The sequence below is a fragment of the Vibrio cincinnatiensis DSM 19608 genome (assembly GCF_900167345.1).
GTDB classification, from domain to species: Bacteria; Pseudomonadota; Gammaproteobacteria; order Enterobacterales; family Vibrionaceae; genus Vibrio; species Vibrio cincinnatiensis.
Genome location: NZ_FUXB01000014.1, coordinates 37,355 through 58,723, shown reverse-complemented (window position 1 = coordinate 58,723; position 21,369 = coordinate 37,355). Strand labels below are relative to the sequence as shown.

The 21,369-nt window shown below is 43.7% G+C and carries 21 protein-coding genes; 4 read left to right on the top strand and 17 right to left on the bottom strand.

Annotated elements, in window-relative coordinates; translation table 11 throughout:
- Window positions 1-219: 219 nt before the first annotated feature.
- Window positions 220-837, bottom strand: a complete 618-nt coding sequence (locus B5D54_RS13235) for a riboflavin synthase subunit alpha (protein ID WP_078927023.1) — start codon at window positions 835-837, stop codon at window positions 220-222.
- A 152-nt stretch (window positions 838-989) separates the two neighbouring features.
- Here B5D54_RS13235 and B5D54_RS13230 point away from each other — a divergent pair, with 152 nt between their 5' ends.
- Entirely contained in the window at window positions 990-2,360 is a 1,371-nt protein-coding gene (locus B5D54_RS13230) for an MATE family efflux transporter (protein ID WP_078927085.1), read from the top strand.
- Window positions 2,361-2,426: 66 nt separating this feature from the next.
- Here the strand turns inward: B5D54_RS13230 and B5D54_RS13225 are convergent, their stop codons facing one another.
- The 16 genes from B5D54_RS13225 to B5D54_RS13150 all read right to left on the bottom strand — a co-directional run bounded on the left by B5D54_RS13225 (window position 2,427) and on the right by B5D54_RS13150 (window position 17,824).
- Window positions 2,427-3,302, bottom strand: coding sequence for a DNA ligase (locus tag B5D54_RS13225; RefSeq protein ID WP_078927022.1), 876 nt, complete (start codon window positions 3,300-3,302; stop codon window positions 2,427-2,429).
- A gap of 240 nt (window positions 3,303-3,542) precedes the next feature.
- Window positions 3,543-4,397, bottom strand: coding sequence for a patatin-like phospholipase family protein (locus B5D54_RS13220; protein ID WP_078927021.1), 855 nt, complete (start codon window positions 4,395-4,397; stop codon window positions 3,543-3,545).
- A 168-nt stretch (window positions 4,398-4,565) separates the two neighbouring features.
- Window positions 4,566-5,741 (bottom strand): tetratricopeptide repeat protein, encoded by a 1,176-nt coding sequence (locus tag B5D54_RS13215; protein WP_078927020.1) that lies wholly within the window; start codon window positions 5,739-5,741, stop codon window positions 4,566-4,568.
- Window positions 5,738-6,358 carry an energy transducer TonB gene (locus B5D54_RS13210; protein ID WP_078927019.1) on the bottom strand — a complete coding sequence of 207 codons (621 nt, stop codon included), beginning with the start codon at window positions 6,356-6,358 and terminating at the stop codon, window positions 5,738-5,740. The genes B5D54_RS13215 and B5D54_RS13210 overlap by 4 nt, the downstream gene beginning before the upstream one ends.
- Window positions 6,355-6,762, bottom strand: coding sequence for an ExbD/TolR family protein (locus B5D54_RS13205; protein ID WP_078927018.1), 408 nt, complete (start codon window positions 6,760-6,762; stop codon window positions 6,355-6,357). Before B5D54_RS13205 ends, B5D54_RS13210 begins: the two co-directional genes overlap by 4 nt.
- Window positions 6,762-7,304 (bottom strand): MotA/TolQ/ExbB proton channel family protein, encoded by a 543-nt coding sequence (locus tag B5D54_RS13200; protein WP_078927017.1) that lies wholly within the window; start codon window positions 7,302-7,304, stop codon window positions 6,762-6,764. Before B5D54_RS13200 ends, B5D54_RS13205 begins: the two co-directional genes overlap by 1 nt.
- Before the next feature lie 9 nt (window positions 7,305-7,313).
- Window positions 7,314-8,681, bottom strand: a complete 1,368-nt coding sequence (locus B5D54_RS13195; RefSeq protein ID WP_078927016.1) for a MotA/TolQ/ExbB proton channel family protein — start codon at window positions 8,679-8,681, stop codon at window positions 7,314-7,316.
- Window positions 8,678-9,448: a DUF3450 domain-containing protein gene (locus B5D54_RS13190; RefSeq protein WP_172459897.1), complete on the bottom strand. Its 771-nt coding sequence runs from the start codon at window positions 9,446-9,448 to the stop codon at window positions 8,678-8,680. Before B5D54_RS13190 ends, B5D54_RS13195 begins: the two co-directional genes overlap by 4 nt.
- Before the next feature lie 99 nt (window positions 9,449-9,547).
- On the bottom strand, window positions 9,548-10,630 hold the full coding sequence (locus B5D54_RS13185; protein WP_078927015.1) for a protein-glutamate methylesterase/protein-glutamine glutaminase: 1,083 nt from the start codon (window positions 10,628-10,630) through the stop codon (window positions 9,548-9,550).
- Window positions 10,631-10,694: 64 nt separating this feature from the next.
- The gene (locus B5D54_RS13180) at window positions 10,695-11,540 is read right to left on the bottom strand and encodes a CheR family methyltransferase (RefSeq protein ID WP_078927014.1); all 846 of its coding nucleotides are present in this window, start codon (window positions 11,538-11,540) and stop codon (window positions 10,695-10,697) included.
- Window positions 11,541-11,555: 15 nt separating this feature from the next.
- Window positions 11,556-12,068 (bottom strand): chemotaxis protein CheW, encoded by a 513-nt coding sequence (locus tag B5D54_RS13175; RefSeq protein ID WP_078927013.1) that lies wholly within the window; start codon window positions 12,066-12,068, stop codon window positions 11,556-11,558.
- Window positions 12,069-12,077: 9 nt separating this feature from the next.
- Window positions 12,078-13,682, bottom strand: coding sequence for a methyl-accepting chemotaxis protein (locus B5D54_RS13170; RefSeq protein WP_078927012.1), 1,605 nt, complete (start codon window positions 13,680-13,682; stop codon window positions 12,078-12,080).
- An 85-nt stretch (window positions 13,683-13,767) separates the two neighbouring features.
- Window positions 13,768-15,900 carry a chemotaxis protein CheA gene (locus B5D54_RS13165; protein WP_078927083.1) on the bottom strand — a complete coding sequence of 711 codons (2,133 nt, stop codon included), beginning with the start codon at window positions 15,898-15,900 and terminating at the stop codon, window positions 13,768-13,770.
- Between the two features lie 16 nt (window positions 15,901-15,916).
- The gene (locus B5D54_RS13160; RefSeq protein WP_078927011.1) at window positions 15,917-16,234 is read right to left on the bottom strand and encodes an STAS domain-containing protein; all 318 of its coding nucleotides are present in this window, start codon (window positions 16,232-16,234) and stop codon (window positions 15,917-15,919) included.
- Window positions 16,235-16,244: 10 nt separating this feature from the next.
- Entirely contained in the window at window positions 16,245-16,613 is a 369-nt protein-coding gene (locus B5D54_RS13155) for a response regulator (RefSeq protein ID WP_078927010.1), read from the bottom strand.
- 32 nt (window positions 16,614-16,645) lie between these two features.
- Window positions 16,646-17,824 carry a methyl-accepting chemotaxis protein gene (locus tag B5D54_RS13150; RefSeq protein ID WP_078927009.1) on the bottom strand — a complete coding sequence of 393 codons (1,179 nt, stop codon included), beginning with the start codon at window positions 17,822-17,824 and terminating at the stop codon, window positions 16,646-16,648.
- A gap of 432 nt (window positions 17,825-18,256) precedes the next feature.
- Between B5D54_RS13150 and B5D54_RS13145 the strand changes: the two genes are divergently transcribed.
- The 3 genes from B5D54_RS13145 to ugpE all read left to right on the top strand — a co-directional run bounded on the left by B5D54_RS13145 (window position 18,257) and on the right by ugpE (window position 21,352).
- Window positions 18,257-19,549 (top strand): extracellular solute-binding protein, encoded by a 1,293-nt coding sequence (locus B5D54_RS13145; RefSeq protein WP_078927008.1) that lies wholly within the window; start codon window positions 18,257-18,259, stop codon window positions 19,547-19,549.
- A 63-nt stretch (window positions 19,550-19,612) separates the two neighbouring features.
- Window positions 19,613-20,494, top strand: coding sequence for an ABC transporter permease subunit (locus B5D54_RS13140; protein ID WP_078927082.1), 882 nt, complete (start codon window positions 19,613-19,615; stop codon window positions 20,492-20,494).
- A gap of 15 nt (window positions 20,495-20,509) precedes the next feature.
- Window positions 20,510-21,352, top strand: a complete 843-nt coding sequence (gene ugpE / locus B5D54_RS13135; protein WP_078927007.1) for a sn-glycerol-3-phosphate ABC transporter permease UgpE — start codon at window positions 20,510-20,512, stop codon at window positions 21,350-21,352.
- Window positions 21,353-21,369 lie beyond the last annotated feature (17 nt).

Genomic DNA, 21,369 nt, shown 5'->3' with positions numbered 1-21,369 from the left:
GCGAGTGTTTCAACGTGATTGGGTTTATAGCTGTTGATGATGTCGAGGGCTTGAGAAACGTGCATAAAAAAATCCGATAAACAAAATGTATCGGATTCTTACATACAGGTAGGATCAGGCAACTGATCTGCCGATTAAAGTCTTAACTGATCGGCACTAGGAATAAGAGCCCTCTTATTCCCCATCCGTTTGACATGGTCCATGAACAAGCTTTTAAGCTCATTTGTCACCAAACTTAGCCATCAAGACACGCTCAACCGTATCAATAATCGCTTGAGTTTGAGGGTCATATTCAACATTCACTTTATCTCCGACCTGACGTCGTCCAAATAATGTGCGCTGTAACGTTTCTGGGATAAGGTGAACATTAAAACGATTTTTTTCTACTTGTCCAATGGTCAATGAGCAACCATCAAGACCAATATAGCCTTTCGTTAGCACATACTTCATTGAGTCAGTCGGCAATTCAAACCAAAGTGTTTTATTATGCTCTGATTCAATAATCTCAACTAATGTTGCCATGTCACTGATATGGCCAGACATGGAGTGACCACCGATTTCATCACCGAATTTTGCTGCACGCTCGATATTCACTTCATCACCAACTTGAAGCGCTCCCAAATTGGTGACCGCCAATGTTTCTTGCATTAAATCAAAAGCGGCCCGTTGACCATCAATTTGAGTCACTGTCAGGCAACACCCATTATGAGCCACAGAAGCACCAAGGGTTAAACCCTCGCTAAGCCCTTGAGGAAATTCAATAATATGTGTCTGAAATTGTGTTTTTCTATCCATCGAGACAATTTTCGCCGTCCCTTGTACAATACCTGTAAACATTTTGTGATTCCGATAGATTTTCGTGGTGCTTAGTGTGACATTTCTTTATCATTCTCTCTAGTACTACATAATATTATGGCATTTTCATTAGCTATATAACCAAACCCTGAGCCTTTTCTATGGTTCAGCGCGTCGTTTTTGCGGAGAAAACAGTGCAACGTTATAAAAAAGAAGCGTCGACGCTAATTAAATTAGCGACGCCGGTATTAATTGCCTCTATTGCACAAACCGGGATGGGTTTTGTCGACACGGTGATGGCAGGCGGGGTGAGTGCAACCGATATGGCCGCAGTCTCTATCGCAGCAAGTATCTGGTTACCTTCTATTTTATTTGGTATAGGCCTACTGATGGCGCTGGTCCCTGTTGTTGCACAGCTAAATGGTTCGGGCCGACAAGAACGTATTCCATTTGAAATCCAACAGGGAATAAGCCTAGCGTTATGGATCTCTATCCCCATTATTCTGGTTCTATTCCAAACAAAAACCATTTTAGGTTTGATGGATGTGGAAGCATTGATGGCTGAAAAAACCATTGGTTATATGCACGCTGTGATGTTTGCTGTCCCTGCTTTCCTTCTTTTCCAGACCTTACGCAGCTTTACCGATGGAATGTCACTGACCAAACCTGCCATGGTTATTGGCTTTTTAGGTTTACTTTTTAACATTCCGCTAAACTGGATTTTTGTTTATGGCAAATTTGGCGCACCAGCACTGGGTGGCGTAGGGTGTGGTGTCGCAACCACCATCGTTTACTGGTTAATGTTCCTCATGTTGCTCTTTTATGTGATCACCTCGAACCGACTCGCTCGTATTCAGCTATTCGCGGCCTTCCATCCGCCTCAATGGCAAGCTCAGCGCCGCTTATTCAAGCTCGGTTTTCCGGTAGCTGCCGCACTCTTTTTCGAGGTCACGCTTTTTGCAGCAGTAGCGTTACTGGTCGCACCATTAGGTCCATTGGTCGTAGCTGCACATCAAGTGGCTTTAAGCTTCTCTTCACTGGTTTTTGTTTTACCCATGAGCATTGGCGCGGCAGTTTCTATACGCGTTGGGCATACCCTGGGCGAAGAAAACTTACGAGGCGCAGCGGTTGCGTCCAATGTGGGATTGCTTGTGGGGGTTGTCGCCTCCTTATTTACCGCAACGTTTACTATTTGGTTCCGAGAAGAGATCGCTTTACTTTATACTCATAACCCTGAAGTGATTACCATGGCGATGCAATTGTTGATTTTAGCGGGTATTTATCAGTGTGTGGATGCCATTCAAGTTGTTGCAGCAGGAGCTCTACGTGGCTATAAAGATATGGCAGCCATTTTCAACCGCACCTTTATTGCTTATTGGATATTAGGTCTGCCAACGGGTTATCTATTAGCCATGACAGATTGGATCGTCGAGCCAATGGGTGCCAGTGGCTTTTGGATTGGTTTCATTGTTGGGCTAAGCTCGGCTGCGCTCATGCTAGGGTTACGATTATATTGGATGCAACACCAAGATGATGATATTCAAATGCACTATGCGACCAAATAATAGGCGGTATGATTAAGTAACGCCGCGATTATCCTCAATAAATCGCGGCATTGCTTAAAATAACGCTTAACGGAAGGTAAAAGTCTCAGTGTAGGCACAAGATTCTTTAACTCGCATAAAGCGAGCAAAACGCGGCTTACCTGAATCCGTCTCCCCATTAAATCGATAGGTGATCACACAACCGATTTCTGGTGGTTGTTGGCGTAAAAAATCACTCAGCCCACTCCCTAACCCAAACTCAACACCCTCTTCATTACGTACTATCAGTGATCCAACCATATTCTGATATTTACCTTTTCCCATCCTATACCCTATAACTCGCGCTTCACTATCTTGGTGTATTTTAAGTTTTAACAAATCGTCACTTCTTCCCGCCGTATAGAAAGAGGTTATTTTTCTGAGCATTAACCCCTCACCTCCTGAAGCAAAAATCTGCTCAAGATCGTTAAGTAGTACCGCTTCTGATGTAATGGGATGATGTTGAATGTATTGAATGTGTTCTTGAGAAATGGCAGATGTAAGTGCAATTAATCTTTGATAACGCATTGGATAATGCCCCTCGAAAGTCGGCAAATCAAATAACATGAACCTTATCTGCTGCCATGCTACATCGGATGGATGGTGATCCAGTACGGTTTGTTGAACCAGAGAAAATCGTCCTCTACCGGCCCAAAGCTCCCCTTCTACGGGGTACTCAGGTAACCCAGCGGTAAACCATTTCGGAGCATAAATCGGATGACCTGTGCGGGTAACTAACTGTGTGCCATTCCATAGAGCCCGAATTCCATCTAATTTTTCACTTTGCCAGTATTGCTCCAGCTCTACCCCCTCCCGATACTCATTGGCCTGAAGAAGTGGTATCCGTTGAGCCTGAACATCAGCCGCATATATTGGAGTTGCAGCCAATAGTGACAGCGTGATGAGTGAGAGTTTTAAATGCACGTTTCTTTTCCTCTTCTGACTGAATGTCTGGTGATACATAAGGAAAAGTATGTGAAATCATGCGGCGATGATCTTATGATTTATGATACGCCACGAGCCTTCTCTCACCAGATAAGACTTGTTTGTTCCTCAATCATTGAATAACTGTGTCACTGTTCACGATCTTCTTGGTAGCGAGCATCTAAACCCGCAAGAACGGATTGATAATTATTGATATCACAAGTAAATATAATGATCTTGTCAAATAAACTCATATTTTTTCTCCATAGATTGTAAATACTGCTTCCCGGCATTTAGGCCCATCTGATACCCCTGCTGCAATAGCGGTTTTTTCATCGTTAACCGTTTCACCGCAAAATTTTCAGGCGGGGCAATAACCTCAATATTGGCATCTTTTGGGGGATGATGAATAAATTGTAGAGATCCATTGTATTTTTCTGCCCGATGTACAACGGAATTAGCGACTTGCGGATAACGAGCAAAAAGCTTTTTCATCATCCACTCACTTTTGGGTTTATTCATGGTATAGCTCAGAGGATGAGATAAGATCACTGTAATATCACGGGCTCCACGCCGATATACTTCTTTGACTGGGATAGAGTCAGCTACACCACCATCGGTATAACACCCACCAGAAAAACATGGCGTATTTTTATACACCAAAGGGAGCGCTGAGGTAGCTTCAATGGCCGTTACAAAGTTCTCCCGTGTGACTTGATAGTAATCGGCTTTACCTGTGTTAATGTTTGTTGCCGCAGCAAAGAAAGGAACCGATGAAAATAAACGCTCTTCATCAATAGGATAATGCTCATTCGCTTCATCGATAAGCCATCGGACATCAACGAGACTTCCCCCCCGTAAAAATCTCCCCGGATTATAAAAACGTTTGCTGGTAGCCAGTTCGGTAATCACTTGATAGCTACGTTTGGGTTGATGAGCTAAATAACCGACTAAGTTAGAGGCCCCCGCAGATACGCCCATAACAAAATCAAAAGGGCGGTAGTTTTGTTCCATAAATGCGTCTAACACCCCACTGGCAAAAATGCCGCGCATGGCTCCCCCTTCTACAACCAGTGCTTTTTTACCTGACACCATCGCCTCCTCTTTATCTATGATTCGATCTTATGAAAACCGAGCATCGCTCTACTGCATGAATCAGTTAGAGCAAGAATAGAGAGAAAAGAAATAAACCGCTAATGGGTTTTAGTTATTGATCAAATAGGAAAGAATGGCGCAAACCCAATAAGTTGCGCCTTTTTATCATTAAGACGTTTGCCGAGCGTTGATCGCCCTAAGCTGAGAGAGGAAATTAACCCACCCTTTACTTTCTTGAGAAGGCTCTAGATGATGCGCTTTCTTTGCTTGTGCTAAGGCATCATCCAGTTTATTAAGCTTATATAGGACTCTCGCTCTGGCAAGGGCCATCTCTGGTTGGCGTTGCTGACCTTTGACTTGCTCTAAAGAAGCTAATGCTTGTTGATACTCCCCTTGCTGGCTCTGCAGTAATGCCACATTCCAGTAATATTGACTTTCTCTCTTAGCGGCGATCAACCAAGTTTCAATGGCTTTATCCCACTCTTTCGCTCTTTGCCAATAAGTTGCACGCTCAGTGATCAGGTCAAGATCACTGTTTGTCGTCGCTAGCTGCTCGAGTAATTGCGCCGCTCGTTCTGGAATGCCATTTTGAGCATACAATTGGGCTAACAATCTCAATTCTTGCTGACTAAGCTCAACACCTTGTAATTTAGCCAGCCCTAAGCTGTTTAACGCTTCTTTTTGCTGACCAGTGCGAAGTTCAAGGCTCACCAACTGCAACCACCAACTACTTTTCGTGGGCTCTAACGTAATTAATCGTTTCAGTGTATCAATCGCAGGAGACCAACGTTCTAATTGTAATTGGGCCCCTAACTTGACGGATAATGGGGTGATCTCATCAGGGCGTTTAAAGCGTTCATAATGCGCCATCGCCTCTAAGGTTTTTTTCCATTGCTGTAACTGGTAATGAACCTGAGCAATTCTTAGCCACAATTCATGCGCTTTTTGATCGGCAGGAACCTGTTTAGTGAGCTGATAATAATGAGACAATGCTTGTTGATATTGTTGATCCATCAATAAAAGATCAGCCAACATGCGTCTGGTTGTCCAGCCCTGTTCATCCTGTAACTCACCGCTATTGACAGCATTATTCAGTGATTTTATCGCCGGTTTTAGCTGTTCATTTTGCCAGTAAAACACGCCCAACATTCGGGCTAAATAAGCCTTATCATAAGCGCGACTGAATTGGGTTTCCTCTAATAAACGAATCGCCTCGCCAAAGCGCTCTTCTTGAGCAAACTGGTTTGCTTGCAAGGCTTTATTTGCAGCATAAGGGCTAAGCTCAGTCGCTAATGATGAAGTTGAACCCAGCAACATGAGGTAAAGGATAAATCGTCTGATCATTTGGCTAACTTAAACTCCAGTTTTACTGTTTGACCAGGCTGAGTAACTGCACTGCCATCTAACAGTTTGGGCTGATATTTCCAACTCCGTAATGCTTGCATCGCTTCGCGCTCAAACATTCGTCTTGGGTTGGCGTCGAGCACTTCAATCTCAGTGGGTCTGCCGGTTTCATCGATGGTAAAACGCAAGACAACGTAACCTTCAATATTACGTTGTAAAGCGCGAGCAGGATACGTCGGCTCAACACGATACAGAGGTAAGGCTTGCTGATTGGCACCAAAATCACCAAAGGTTGGGGCGTTAATCGCAATGCCATTAATGGCCGTATCCAGCCCCAATGATGGTACACTGGTTGGAGTTAACGTATTGGCTACCGAACTTTGCTGTTTAGAAACAGGCGCTTTCGGCGGTGGCTCCGGAGCCTTGGGTTGCTCGGGAACCGCACGTTGACGACGCTGTACTTCTTGCTCTTGCTCAACCATCACCATATTAAAACTCAGTGACTGATTCTGTTGGGGCGAACGCAGACCATCGTTATTCACCATCCAAGCCATAAACGCAAATAAACCGACGGAAATCGCCGCAGCGAAAGGCGTGGCGAGTAATAAACGCATCATCCGCGTTTCTCCGCCGCTAAGGCTATATTTTTTACACCAGCGCCTTTTGCCGCATCCATCACTTTTACCACCGTCCCATTATAGGCATGTTCATCAGCCTGAATGACCAGTGAGGCTTCCGGTTGTTCAAGCAATAAATGTTCTAATGTGGCTTGTACTCTTTCCGCATCAATTTGTCTTTTATCAATGTAGATATCATTGGCGGCCGTAATGGCCACAAAAATACCGGCATCTTTTTGCGCAGCCACATTTGCTGCCGATGGTCTATTCACTTCAACGCCGGATTCTCGGACAAAAGAGCTGGTGACAATGAAGAAAATCAGCATGATAAAAACAATATCTAACATCGAAGTGAGATCCACTTGCGCTTCTTCTTGATTCGATGAACGTCGACCCAGTCTCATCACTGACTCCTTAATGATTTTTCAAGTTTTAGTTCACACAGACGGCAGGTTTTCGCAAGGCGAGCATAAATGAACATACCGGCTAAAGCGGCAACCATACCGGCCATGGTGGGTAATGTGGCCAATGAAATACCTGAAGCCATCAGTTTTGGATTACTACTGCCTTGTGTTGCCATCACATCAAAAACAGAGATCATGCCAGTGACTGTGCCTAATAATCCCAGCATGGGGCAAATCGCTACCAATACTTTAATAATGTTTAAGTATTGGGTGAGTTGAATATGCGCTTGCCCTATCCATCTAGAACGGATGGCGTGCGCATACCAAGAGTGATGGTCACTACGTTGATGCCACTGCTCAATCCACTGCTTACGCTGTTTCGGGAAAGTAAAAGCCAAGTAAAGAATGCGTTCAATGACCAACAACCAACAAATGGCAACAACCACAGCCAACCACCAAAGGACGGTTCCCCCTTGCGCCATAAACTCCGAAAGAGGCAGAAATAGGCTTTCAAAAGAAAAGAATCTATCAGCTTGGTTCATATTGATTCCTTACGCAGCATGACTGACGGCTTTGTTCATATCAGCATTCATACTTTCACGCTCGGCTTGTTCAGCGACCAAACCAATGCCTTGTTTTTCTAAGATAGTACGAATATTTTCCGCCTGTGAACTGAGCATATTGTGCGCTAGCAATAAAGGCATGGCGGCAACAAGCCCTAAAACGGTTGTGACTAGCGCCATGGAGATCCCCCCAGCCATCACTTTAGGATCACCATTACCAAACTGAGTAATGACCTGAAAAGTTTCAATCATCCCTGTTACAGTACCGAGTAGTCCTAACATTGGGGCTAATGCAGCCAGCAGCTTGAGCATGGAAAGCCCTTTTTCCAACCCAGTTTGTTCATCGACCACCGCTTCTAATAAACGCAGCTCTAATGCTTCGACACTACGCGTTTGTTCTTTGTTATAGACCGAAAGCACACGACCGAGCGGATTGTTGCCAACCTGATGTGGATTTTTCAATTGCTGCTGGATTTTTTGCCGAGCCACGGCAAGCGTGATACCACGATAGATCGCTATAATCAAACCTACACCCAGTAAGAGTAGGATAATGTTACCTATCACCCCTCCCGCTTCGAGTCGTTGTTTCATGGTTGGTGCAAAAGCCAGCTGTTCTAATAACAAACCACGAGAGGGATCAAGCAGTACGTTTTCCATATTGCCTTGTTGTAGCGCTTGTAAAGAAGAGTAGCGAGGGCCATTATCCGGTTGCTGTTGATACGCAACCGCATCCTGGCGCTGGGAATTCCAACTCACATATCCTTGCTCGGTCACAAGCCCTAATGCCCCTAAACGAATCGCCTCCACTTGCTGCTGGCGACCTTCCCCATCAATAAACGCAACGGAGCTGTGGCTCACTTCACCACTGGCGGTGATCTGTTCTTCCATCGCTTGCCATAAGCCGAGGAGTTGTTTCATCGACGGAAGCGACTTCGCAGCAACAATCGTGTCAACAAGAGCGGCATAATGTTGGCGATCCACTCCCGTTACTGAAGTCATTTGAGTGGCTTGTAACTCTTTTGCATTTTGACGAACAACACCAAATATTTCGCCTAAACTCCCGGTTTCTAGGCGTAATTTTTCTTCTAAGCGAGCGAGGCTATTTTCATTTTTGCTAAAGCGAGCAGACAGTTTATCCGCTTCCTCTTGCAATCGATCACGTTGAGCAAGAAGTGCATTTCTTTGCTCTCTCAGTGACTGTTCTGTTTTTATAAATGTCGATTCACGTTGGCTGTCATGCGAACGTTGAACTCGATTTTCACTCTGCGCTTTTTCAACTAGCCCGGTTGTAGCAAAAGCCGGTGAAATGAAAGCGGCCGCCAGCCCTAACATAGAAACACAATGGGTCAGTTTCATTGTTTCACCTCCGCTGCTGTAAGTGATACCGGTAAATTAAGTAGCGTAGGTGCAATTTGTTGATAGGCCAATTGATAAGCCGTATCAATGTCACCTTTCATTTTTGAAGGCAGAGTTTGCCACTGCTTCATGTTTTGATTCCAAGACCAATAACGCGTGCCATTAAGATTGCGAGCGACTAAAGACACTCGACCTAAATAGAGGATATCCGCTTCAATGCGATCATTTTCTGTGAGCGTGATGGTATCTTGATAAACACCAAGCTTTGAGCCATAGTCCATTTCAATTTGATAAGCTTCTAAAATACGACGATACTTTTCGGCATCACTGACATCTGCGCGAGGCATCAAAGCTTTCAAGCGAGCTAAGCGTTCTTGACGGGCAGAAAGACGAATCGGCTTATCTTGATCGATAATGGTTTCTAATCCATCAATCATCCGATACATCAAAGGTACAATACCTTGCCGGGTTTGGTGGACTTCAGTAATTTGTTCTTCAAGACTGACCATTTCACTTTCTTGGCTAACCACCAAAGATGATAGGTGATCTCGATAAATAGTGAGATTATTCACTTCTTCATTCAGGCGCTCAATTTCCGATTGTAAGGCTAAAGTTTGCGCTGAACTTTTATCGATTTTTTTCTGACTTGTTGCTGAATGGCTATTCGTGCGGTTTTGTATCGCTTTAGCGTCATCCAGTGTACTTGCGTTAGAAGGCAGCACGAACACCGCTGAAAGCAGTATTAGGCTGGATTTTATCAAATTCATCATCATCATCTGTTACCACGAAAGAATGGTGACATGTTATTGATAAAAACTCTCATTATCAACTGTATTTTCGGTAGATCACTATTTTTCAGCCATCTCTCATACCAAGCTCTTCACTTCTCGCACCAAAATATGTTTGACGATTCCTGATAATGGGCTGATTTGTCGAACGGCCCCCAAGGCAATGGCTTCTTTTGGCATGCCAAACACTACACAGGTGGCTTCATCTTGAGCAATCGTCATCGCCCCTACATCAAATAAGGTTTTTAACCCTCTCGCCCCATCATCCCCCATCCCCGTCATGATGATTCCCAGTGCATTTTTCCCGGCTTGCTGAGCCGCTGAGCGAAACAAGACATCCACCGAGGGTTTGTGACGGTTTACCGGTGGTCCATCAAACACTTCAACTTTATATTGCGCTCCACTTCGAACCAACTTAGTGTGCTTTCCACCTGGTGCAATCAAAGCACTTCCTGCTAATACACGATCTCCCGTTTTGACTTCACTCACGGTAATTTGGCACAAGCTATTTAATCGTTCAGCAAACATTGCGGTAAATTTTTCTGGCATATGCTGAACAATCACGATGCCCGGTGCATGGGCTGGCAAGTGAGTTAATACATACTCTAATGCTTGTGTTCCCCCAGTTGAGGTTCCAATCACGACAATTTTTTCGCTGCTTAGCAATGAATTAATGGAGGAAGGAGAACCAGCAGAAACGAATGCCGGAGGTTGAAGAGTATGAGAAGGTCGAAGAGTGAATAAATTTTTTAATTGTGCTTTGGCTGCCGTACGAACCGCTTGCAACACTTGGTTGCTACTCTCTTCAAGAAATCCTTTCAAGCCCATTTTAGGTTTTGTAATGATCGTTAACGCCCCGGCTTGTAAGGCCTCTAAGGTAATTTGTGCGCCTTGTTCAGTGAGTGTCGAACAAATAATCACGGGAGTAGGACGCTCTGCCATGAGTTTTTTGAGAAAAGTGATGCCATCCATCCTTGGCATTTCCACATCCAGAATGATCACATCCGGCCATGTTTGCTGCATTCGCTTCATCGCAAAAATAGGATCGGCCGCTGCTGGTAATAATTCAATATCCGGCTGCCCTAATAATATTTGGCTAAGTACTTGCCTAACGACAGCGGAGTCATCAACAATTAACACTTTTATCTTTTTAGATGTCATCGTACTTCCCTCATTTATTTTTTATCAGCCGTGTTTCTGCCTCAATCGTCACGCTGGGGTAGCACTAAACTTTTTGGTAAATAGAAGGAGAGAGCAGTTTCAAGGAAGAACGAACCGACTGAAGCGTTTCAGCATGTCCAATAAATAAGTATCCGCCGACATTCAGTTGGCGCTGAATATTCTCAATCACCCGTTGCTTAGAATGTGCATCAAAGTAAATCATGACATTACGGAGCAAAATGAGATCAAAGTGACCAAAACGCGCTAAGTTATCTTGTAAATTAACCGATTGAAAATTCACTTTCTCGCGCAATGTTCGGCTCACTTTAAAACCATTGGCTTTATCTCCAACCCCTTTAAGACAATATTTCTGTAGATAATGAAGAGGAATATTGGTGCTTCTGCTGAGGGGATAAACACCACGACGAGCAATATCCAATACACGGCTACTAATATCCGTTGCTAAAATTTGCCAAGGCTGATAACAGTGCTCCATTAATAACATCGCCAGTGAATAAGCTTCTTCTCCAGAGGAACTAGCCGCACTCCAGCAGCGGAGAGGTTTTTCAATGTACTCCGGAATCACGGACTGTTGAATAAAGGAAAAATGCGCCTCTTCACGAAAAAAGTAAGTTTCATTAGTCGTAAGTAAATCAATGACCACTTGTTGTTCTGCTTTTTTGCTAGCACTTGGGGCAGATAAGGCAAAAAAATCAAAATAGTCATTCCAATCAGACAATCCAAGCTGCTGAAGACGAGCGCTCAACCGCCCTATCACCAATGATTTTTTGCCGTCATTGAGGTAAATACCGGCTTTTTCATACAACCAACGTTGGTAGCGAACAAATGTCTGATCAGAGAGATTCTGAGGCAGAGAACATTCTCGAGAAACCGATTCAAGAAACGGCATAAAACACTCTCCTCTCTAACTCGCCACTAATTCATTGGTCACCATGGCTAACTCCTCTACAGAAAGAACTTTATCTTCAGCAAGAATGATGACGAAGTTATCTTGCAACTGCCCCATCGCTCGAATGAAATCGATACGTATTTGGCAACTAAAAGAAGGAGCAGCCCTGAGATCTGCACTAGGGATATCAAGCACTTCAGAGACACTATCCACCAAGACACCTAGGTCTTGACGCTGATTTTCCGTTTCCACTTCAATAATCACGATACAAGATCGTTTCGTGATTGGTTGTACTTCAATATTAAAGCGATGAGCAAGATTAATCACCGGAACCACTTCACCACGAAGGTTGATAACACCTTGAATAAATTTAGGCATTCTAGGAATGGGGGTGATTTTCCCATATTCCAAAATCTCTTTGACATTTAAGATGGCAAACGCATACATTTCACCATTGAGTAAAAACGTCAAATATTGCTGATCATTGTTTTGCTTCTCACCATTGACCGTTACAGCTGCTACACTCATGTCTGCCTCCTAGAAACGAACATAATCCGCATCGTCATCATCCTTTAGTGATGCAACGTGCTGTGGTTTTAACTGCTTGTTGGTTTTTTTCTCGGTTGGAATATCACGAGAATTTTCTGTAGTAAAAAAAGTCATTAATTGTTGCAACTGCTGAGCTTGACTACTCATTTCCTCAGAGGTCGAGGCGAGTTCTTCTGATGCGGAAGCGCTTTGCTGAGTCACGCTATTTAACTGTTCCATTGCCTGATTGATTTGCGAAGCACCTGTCGCTTGTTCCATGGATGCCGCATTTATTTCTTGGACTAAATCGGCCGTTTTTTGGATAGAAGGGACAATTTCTTCCAACAACATTCCGGCTTGTTCTGCTAGTGCCACACTATTTTTAGCCACCTCGCCAATTTCTTGCGAAGCCACTTGGCTACGTTCAGCCAGTTTGCGTACTTCAGCGGCAACCACCGCAAACCCTTTGCCATGTTCACCAGCTCTGGCCGCTTCAATCGCTGCATTTAATGCCAATAAATTGGTTTGATAAGCAATGTCATCAATAATACTGATTTTTTCCGCTATCGATTTCATTGCCGCCACTGTTTTAGTTACTGCATCCCCACCTTCTTTAGCTTCTTGTGCTGCTTTACTGGCAATACCATTGGTTACTTTGGCATTTTCAGTATTTTGGGCAATAGAAGCAGACATCTGCTCTATGGATGATGTCGTCTCTTCCACACTAGCGGCCTGTTCACTCGCCCCTTGGCTTAAATTTTGCGCGGTTGCAGAAACTTGCTCTGAAGCAGAGGCTAACGCATTACTCGCTCCATTAACTTCGCCAACAATTTGCGAAATTTTTCTAACCATCTGCTGCATGGCGTTCAGTAGCCGCCCCATTTCGTCTTTACTTGTTACTTCAATACTTGCGGTCAAATCCCCTTCAGCCAATCGTTGAGATAATCTGACAGCGCTTTCCAAAGGAACACATATTCCTCGAATAAGAGCAATACCAAACCCCAGCGCTAATAAGAGGCCAATGACAATGGATGAGATAGAAACCATTCGCAACGTCGCATAGAGAACGGTTTCTCTTTGGTACTCATTAGCCGATTCTTGAATTTGTAGTTCAATTAATTGATCAAGCACTTGCGCCACAGGTGTATAAAGAGGACGAACTTTCTGCGCGGCGAGCAAGGTGGCCGTAGCGATATCATTCGCTTGCAATGCAACCAAGGTCGGCTCAATCGCTTGAGTAACAAAAGCTTGGTTATCCCGTTCAAACTGAGCAACCAAACGAGATTCTTCCGGTGTTAACGTTGTACTGGCATATTGTGTCCAAATAGTATCAATTTGCTTTAGATTATTTTCTACTAACGTAATTTGCGCGGTGATATTTTCTTGATCGTCATAAAGCTGAGCAAACGCTAATGCGATACGGTTATTTAAAAATCGGGCTTTAATATCTCCTAACTGACCAATAGGGATAGTTCTGTCTTGATAAACACTTTGTAGTCCATCAACCATTTTCCCCATGCCATGTAATCCTGCGGCTCCAACACCGATTAATAAAAAGCCTAATAGTCCAATTAATAAACTGAGCTTAATTTTTACTGAGAGATCCTTAAACATTGCCAGATTCCTTACTTAGGTGATGACCATCATGTTCTTACTCTGATAGAAATAGTTTTCTGTACTTTCACGCCACAGCCTTATGCTAGTAAGCGGTCAATCTTTGATATTCTTGCTGAATGATTTGTTGCGTTAGCGTCGGAATGTCTAAAATAAGGGCAATATCGCCATTACCTAAGATAGTTGAACCGCTGATCCCTTTGATATTGCTAAAAATAGGGCCTAACGGTTTAATCACCGTCTGTAATTCCCCCAGTAATCGATCAACAATTAATCCCGCCATCTGCCCCCCAGTTTGTACAACAACCACATTTTGTCTTCGAGGTGCGCCAAGGTTTAAATTGAACTGTTTACGTAAGTCGATGAGCGGTAAAACATGCCCTCTTAAATTGAGGTGATGGCTCACTTTTTCCTTCGTTTTTTCCAGACGATGATTCAGCTCCACACACTCTTTGACAGAATCTAGCGGCACCACAAACTCTTCTTGCCCCACTTCCACCAAAAAACCGTCAATAATCGCTAAGGTCAGCGGTAGAATTAATCTCATGGTGGTTCCCACTAACACGTCACTCTCTATTTCAATCCGACCTCGTAGTTCATGAATATTTCGACGGACAACATCCATTCCCACCCCTCGCCCAGAGAGATTTGAAACTTCTTTTGCCATAGAGAAACCCGGTTCAAATATCAGTTGGTAGATTTCCTCTCGGCTAAGCACACTCTGTTCATCAATTAAGCCTCTTTCCACCGCTTTATGACGCAGTTTTTCTGTATCTAGCCCCTTTCCATCATCGCTGATCTCTAACACAATATTTCCTGAATCATGATAAGCATTTAAGGTGATATTCCCTGTACTCGGTTTGCCACATGCTTTTCGCTGTTCAGGAGATTCAATACCATGATCCATGGCGTTACGAATAAGATGCATTAAGGGGTCACCAATTTTTTCAATTACAGATTTGTCTAGCTCGGTTTCCGCACCATGAATGGTTAGTTGAATTTCTTTCCCTAATTCTTTCGATACATCTCTCACCACACGTTGAAAACGTATAAAGGTGGTCCCAACAGGCACCATTCTGAGTTTGAGTGCCGCATCTCTGACTTCTTCTAATAACCCATTTAGACATGACACAGATTCTTGCATTGCACTATCAGCATAATGACTGGCCTGTAAAGCGCATCCAGCACCTGCCGTTACCAGCTCTCCAATAAGATTAATCAGTGTATCCAGCTTTTCAGCATCAACTCGTAAGCTTTGTGAATCACGATGGTTTGTATCTCTAAGCGCTTTAGGCGTCCTGTTTTTTTCTTTTTCATTCGATAAAGCCGTGACAGGCGATGTTGGATCTAGCGTCATCACCACCGTTGGCTGACATGGACCTAATTCAGATAGGCCACAATAATGAAGATGCGATGGGTTGCACGGGCTTCGTTGTTGCAACGTTGCCATACATTCAGGGGTATACTGTTCTGCGGTAAAAACCCAGACGTCACCTTCATCACGAATGAATTCGAAGACTTCCTCTATTTCAGTGACCGATGCGTGGGTGACCAAAGATAACTGCCAAGCTAAGTAGTGGTTTTCTGGATCAAATGCTTGCCATTCATCTGGGAGCCTACTGTCATCTAGAACAATGTTCTCGATTTCCCCAAACTTTGCCAAATAGGAGAAAAAAGAGAGCGGGTCCATGCCATCTTGTAAAGCGGTCATTGGAAATCGGATAAAAAGGAAGTAAGTGGATAATGATGTTGCACTGGGAGAATGAGCGTTTGTCGGTTCAATATTCTCCTCTTCAATCGTATTCGTCCCCGAAAAGGGCGTGAGATGCTGATCAAGTTCGGCCATTAAGAGTGTACTGATTTGTGCATTATCTTGATGATCAACTTGCTGATATTGCGCTTCATCTAATAGACGCAGCATATGATCTCGACATCGAAACAATAAGCCAATGACCTCATCAGAAAGTGATGATGGCGTTGTTCTTAATTGCTCTAATAAGCTTTCCACTTTATGGGTAAAGTGGACAATCGAATCTAAATTAAAAATACCGGCTGAACCTTTTACCGTATGAGCAGCTCGGAAAATCGCGTTGAGCCTTTCTGAAAGATCATCGTGATTCCCCGCTTCCAACTCGAGTAGATCAAGTTCCATCGCCTCAAGTAACTCGCGGCTTTCGGTATAATAAGTCTCTAAAGCAGCTAACAGCATCGTATCCATCGCCATACGCTTATCCTTATTCTAGATTTGATTGCACCACCAACCGACTCACCATGTTATTGGCCCCTAATGTCTCAATCACTTGGTGCAGTAATGGGTTATCCCCTTTCAGTACACAGCGTTGCTGTTGCTGCCCTTTCACCTTATTAATCATCAGCAATAGTTGAAGGATACTAGTATCTAGGTCGGTAACCTGATCAATATCGAGCACTAACTCACAGTTTTTTTCAATCCAAGGAGTAAGAAATTCATACAATGCCTGTCCTTGATAAATGGTTAATTCACCAGACAAAGCAATCTGAACCTGCTCGGCATTTTCTTTGAGTAGCTGCATGCATCACCTCCTAGGCTGGCATCAATTTATTCACAGCAGCTAACATTTGCTCAGGAACGAAAGGTTTCACCACCCACGCTTTCGCCCCAGCTAGGCGTCCCTGATCTTTTTTGGTGGCTTCAGATTCTGTCGTCAACATAATCACGGGGGTAAACTTGGTAGAAGGCTGTTTCTTCAGTTCTTTGAGTAACGTAATACCATCCATATTGGGCATATTGACATCACTGATCACTAAATGAATTTTGACACCCTGAATTTTTCGCAAAGCATCGATACCATCTATGGCTTCAATGGTTTGGTATCCAGCACTTTTTAGAGACAAGCTCACCACTTGCCGAATAGCAGCGGAATCATCCACGACTAAAATGGTTTTACTCATGTTCAAACCTCCTTGTTGGTGGCTTCAATTACTTAGAAAAAGGTAATATCTGATTGAACGGATTTTTCCTCATTCGAGGGGTGATTTTTTCCTCCATGAACGTGATGCTGCTCTACCATGGTGTAGCTAGCTTTCATCTTTTCAAGCCATTTTTTGGGAGAGAGCTGTCCGACCACTGGGTGGTTACGATCCTGCTGAGCAAGCGCAATGGACTCACTCAATTCCTGCAAGTTAAGGCTAATTTGCTCTAAAATTTGGCTTACTCTGTCTTGAAACTGCAAACGAATGATGACGAGGGTTACCGTCTCTTTAACTTGGTGGGTTTCTTCGGTTAACCTTTGAGTTTGCCCTTCTAAGGTATGCAGCATATGCTGAAAATGGCTCATTACTTCATCCACACACTGCTCAGTATGGTTCATCTGATCATTTTCATCCTTATTGACTTGATGCACCATGTCACAAGCCTTCTCTATCGCTAAATTGATCGTATTAACTTGTTCGGTCATATGGTTAGCGGTTTCTCTGGATTGGTGGGATAAACTTCGAACTTCATCAGCAACAACGGCAAACCCTCTTCCGGCTTCCCCAGCTCGCGCCGATTCAATGGCCGCATTCAGCGCTAGTAAGTTAGTTTTCTCGGCAATACCCACCACATCACTCGCCATTTTTTTCAGTGCGCTGGTGTATTGAGCCAAATTTCTCATTTCACCGAGTACTTGTTGGCGTAATACTTGCCCTGAACGTAATGCTTCTACCGCACCATTGAGCATGATTCGACATTGATTGATCTCTTGTGGAATCGAGTGATCTTGTGTTTGTTCTCCTGTTTCCTTTAATGATAAGGCATGAGAAAGTCGTTCAACCAACTGGGTGAATTGCTCACTCAACTCAGCCACCGACTCCGTTAAGTGATGATTTGCAGAATCAATATGCCGAGACCAAATAGGCAAAGACTCAATAAAAAGAGGTTCAAGAGAATGAAAAGATTCCAGCTCTGACTCTTGTTGTGAGGAAAAATGTTCAATTTGCTTTTTTTGCAATTTGACTGTCTGAATATACGCTTCGTAATTCCAAGCGGCATAGCTAAGGCTAAGTATTGAAGCCACAAAAAGAGTGACACTGGTTGACAGTGAGAGATCCGAGTAAACCATTCCTATGCCGGACAAGACGAGCACAGGCATAAACAGAGGGATAAGCCTAATCACTAACATTGATCATTTTCCTATGCCTAACGGACGTTATTCTAATAATTAGATTTGGCTACATTCTTAATCTTTGAAATGCCTATATGAGAATTAATGAATATAAGCCTATTTTAAAAAGTAGCAGTCAGGTATCGAGTAGGCAAATGGACGAATAAAATAATATTTAATCTATTAATAACGTCACAGAAGGACTAAAGGCAATCCTCTCCCTAGTATGAATGACAAATGAAGCGGTTGTTCCACTCCCCACCACTTTCGTCCGAGGCTATCTCATCCGACATTCGCCGTGTAAAAATCAAGATAAACCACACCGCCTAGTGACATAAATCTTTCATTACAATGCAACGGAATAGCCACGGATGTGACACATTTTGCCGCCACCATAGCATCAAACGAAACAAGAACAGCCTCGTTCGAAACTCACTAAGGGAAATAAAAATGAATAAGCTATGGTTAGCGAGCCTACTGTCGGTCTCCTTTTCAGGCACTAGCTTCGCCGCTACCAATATTACTTGGTGGCATGCAATGGGTGGGCAGCTAGGAGAAACGGTCAATAAACTGGCGACTGATTTTAATGCCTCACAAAATGACTATCAGGTTACTCCTATTTACAAAGGGGAATACACTGAGACGTTAACCGCCGGCATTGCCGCTTTTCGTGCAGGACAATCCCCGAATATCTTACAAGTGTTTGATGCGGGCGCAGCAACCATCATGAATGCTCCGGGTGTGGCGAAGCCCGTGCAAGATATTATGATTGACTCGGGTTACTCCTTTCATTCCCAAGACTATCTGGCGGGAGTTCGTAACTTCTATGCGGACAATAATGGAAAAATGGTAGGAATGCCCTTTAACAGTTCAACCCCTGTGCTGTATTACAATAAAGATATTCTCAAGAAAGTCGGAGGTGATGCTCCACAAACCTACGAACAGCTTGAAGCGCTGGCCGTCAAACTCAAATCACAAGGGTATGCGGCATTTTCACAGTCTCTCACGCCTTGGATCATGTTCGAAAACTTCAAATCTCGTCATAACCTTCCACTCTCTGATCAGCAGAATGGTTATCAAGCACTGTCTTCAACCGTTATGGTGAATACTCCAGATATGTTAATGCATGTTGGGAAATTGAAAGAGTGGTCAGACAAAGGCTATTTTAAATATTACGGCAGCAATTGGGATGCAAACCAAACCCCCTTTGAGCGTCAAGAAGTCGCAATGTGGATGGGTTCATCAGGTTCTTTCGGGGGTTTACGTAGTCGCGTCAATTTTGATTTTGGCACCACTTATTTACCTTACTGGCAATCCTTAAATAAAAACGGCACGCATACCTTTATTGGTGGCGCAGCTCTGTTTGCTTTAAATGGCCATTCAAAAGCGGAAGACAAAGCCGTTGCCGCCTTCTTTGCTTACTTAACACGCCCAGAAGTTCAAATGTATTGGCATCAAACCACGGGCTATGTTCCTGTCACCAATGCCGCTTATGAAATGACAAAAGCGTCAGGCTATTACCGTGATCACCCCGATGCTGAAGTCGGTGTAAAACAACTCAGTTTACCTTCCGGGGAATGGACCAAAGGGTATCGCTTAGGTTATTACCCACAAATTCGAGAAGTGATGCATCGTGAATTCGACAATATCTTCGCGGGGCGTTCTTCTGTTAAAGAAAGCTTAAATAAAGTGAAAACTGAAAGTGAGAGGCTGCTTAACCGCTTTGCTCGCACTATGCAGTGATATTGATTGCCCCGCAGAGCTCTCTGTGGGGTTATTCCTGATGGCTTATTAATGGAAAAACTTGTGGAACGTCGACAACAATTTCTACACTCGCCTTTGCCTTATCTCTTGCTGGCACCGCAGATCGTGATCATTGCAATTTTCTTTATTTACCCAGCGGCCAAAGCGATTTATCTCTCTTTTATGTTAGAAGATCCTTGGGGAATATCCTCGACTTTTGTTTGGTTTGAAAACTATCAGATGCTTTTTCAATCCAAAGAATACTTATCATCACTCGGTTTTACTGTGCTGTTTTCCATCTTGGTGTCTTTTTTGTCTCTCGCTATCGCTCTATTACTGGCGGTCAAAGCCGATAATATTATTCACGGCCAAGGCTCATATAAGGTGACATTAACGTGGGTTTACGCTGTAGCCCCTGCTGTCGCAGGGATCATCGGTGGCTTTTTGTTTAATCCGCACATCGGTATTTTGACCGAGCTTTTTGCTCAGCTTGGTTGGCAATTCAGTGTGCAAACCGACCCTGTTGATGCCACTGTTGCGCTGATTTTGGTCTCTGTCTGGAAACAAGTCGCAGTGAATTTCGTCTATTTTCTGGCGGGGCTGCAATCTATCTCTTACGCGGTTAAAGAAGCCGCTACATTAGACTGCATCAGTGATACGAAACGTTTTTGGACCATCACCTTCCCTCTGTTAGCGCCAACGGGTTTTTTCCTACTGGTAATTAACCTCACCTACGCCTTTTTTGACACCTTCGGTGTTATCGACACCATGACCAATGGTGGCCCTGGTGGGAGTACAACCTCTTTAGTTTATAAAGTGTATCGGGATGGTTTTGTCGGTGCCGATTTAGGCGGAAGTTCCGCACAATCGGTGGTGTTGTTAGTGTTAGTTCTCACGCTGACCTTCATTCAATTTCGATTTGTTGAAAAACGTGTCCACTACTAAACACAGGGCTTGATCATGAAAAGTAATAAATTATCAGACCACTTGATACTGATCGCAGGTGCTTTGTTTATGCTGATCCCCATCTGGTTGATTTTCGCCAGCTCAACCCATCATCCAAACACCATTATCAGTGAAGGGCTGCAATGGGGGTTAGGTCATCACACCGCAGCCATTTACGAAGAGGCATGGAATAAAAGTTTAGGTTTCGCTGGAAATGTTACCGCGAGTACGATGATCGCAAACTCTATGATTATGGGGTTGGGATTTGCTATTGGTAAAATCATTATCTCCATAATGGCCGCCTTTGCCCTCGTCTATTTTCGCCTCCCCTATGCCACGGCTTGGTTTTGGCTGATTTTTGTGACCTTACTTTTACCTTTAGAAGTACGGATTATTCCTTCTTATGAAGTCGTCTCCAGCCTAGGGATGCTCAACAGTTACACCGGGTTAATTCTACCTTTGATCGCATCGGCAACCGCGACCTTCTTTTTCCGTCAATTTTTTAAAACCATTCCCGATGAGCTCATGGAGGCCGCACAGCTTGATAATGCAGGGCCGATTCGCTTTTTCATCGACATCTTACTCCCCCTATCCAAAACCATGATGGCCGCCATTTTCATCATTATGTTTGTGGTGGGATGGAATCAATATTTATGGCCAATCATGATGACCACTGATGAACACTACAACACCATCGTGATGGGCATAAAACAAATTCTGAATAACATCAATGAAACCAATTTACCGCGTTATGACTACGCTTTTGCCATGGTCATATTAGCCATGCTTCCGCCCGTTTTGGTGGTCGTTATCTTCCAACGTTGGTTTGTCAAAGGACTCATCGAAAGTGAAAAATAATACCGCAATTCATTTAG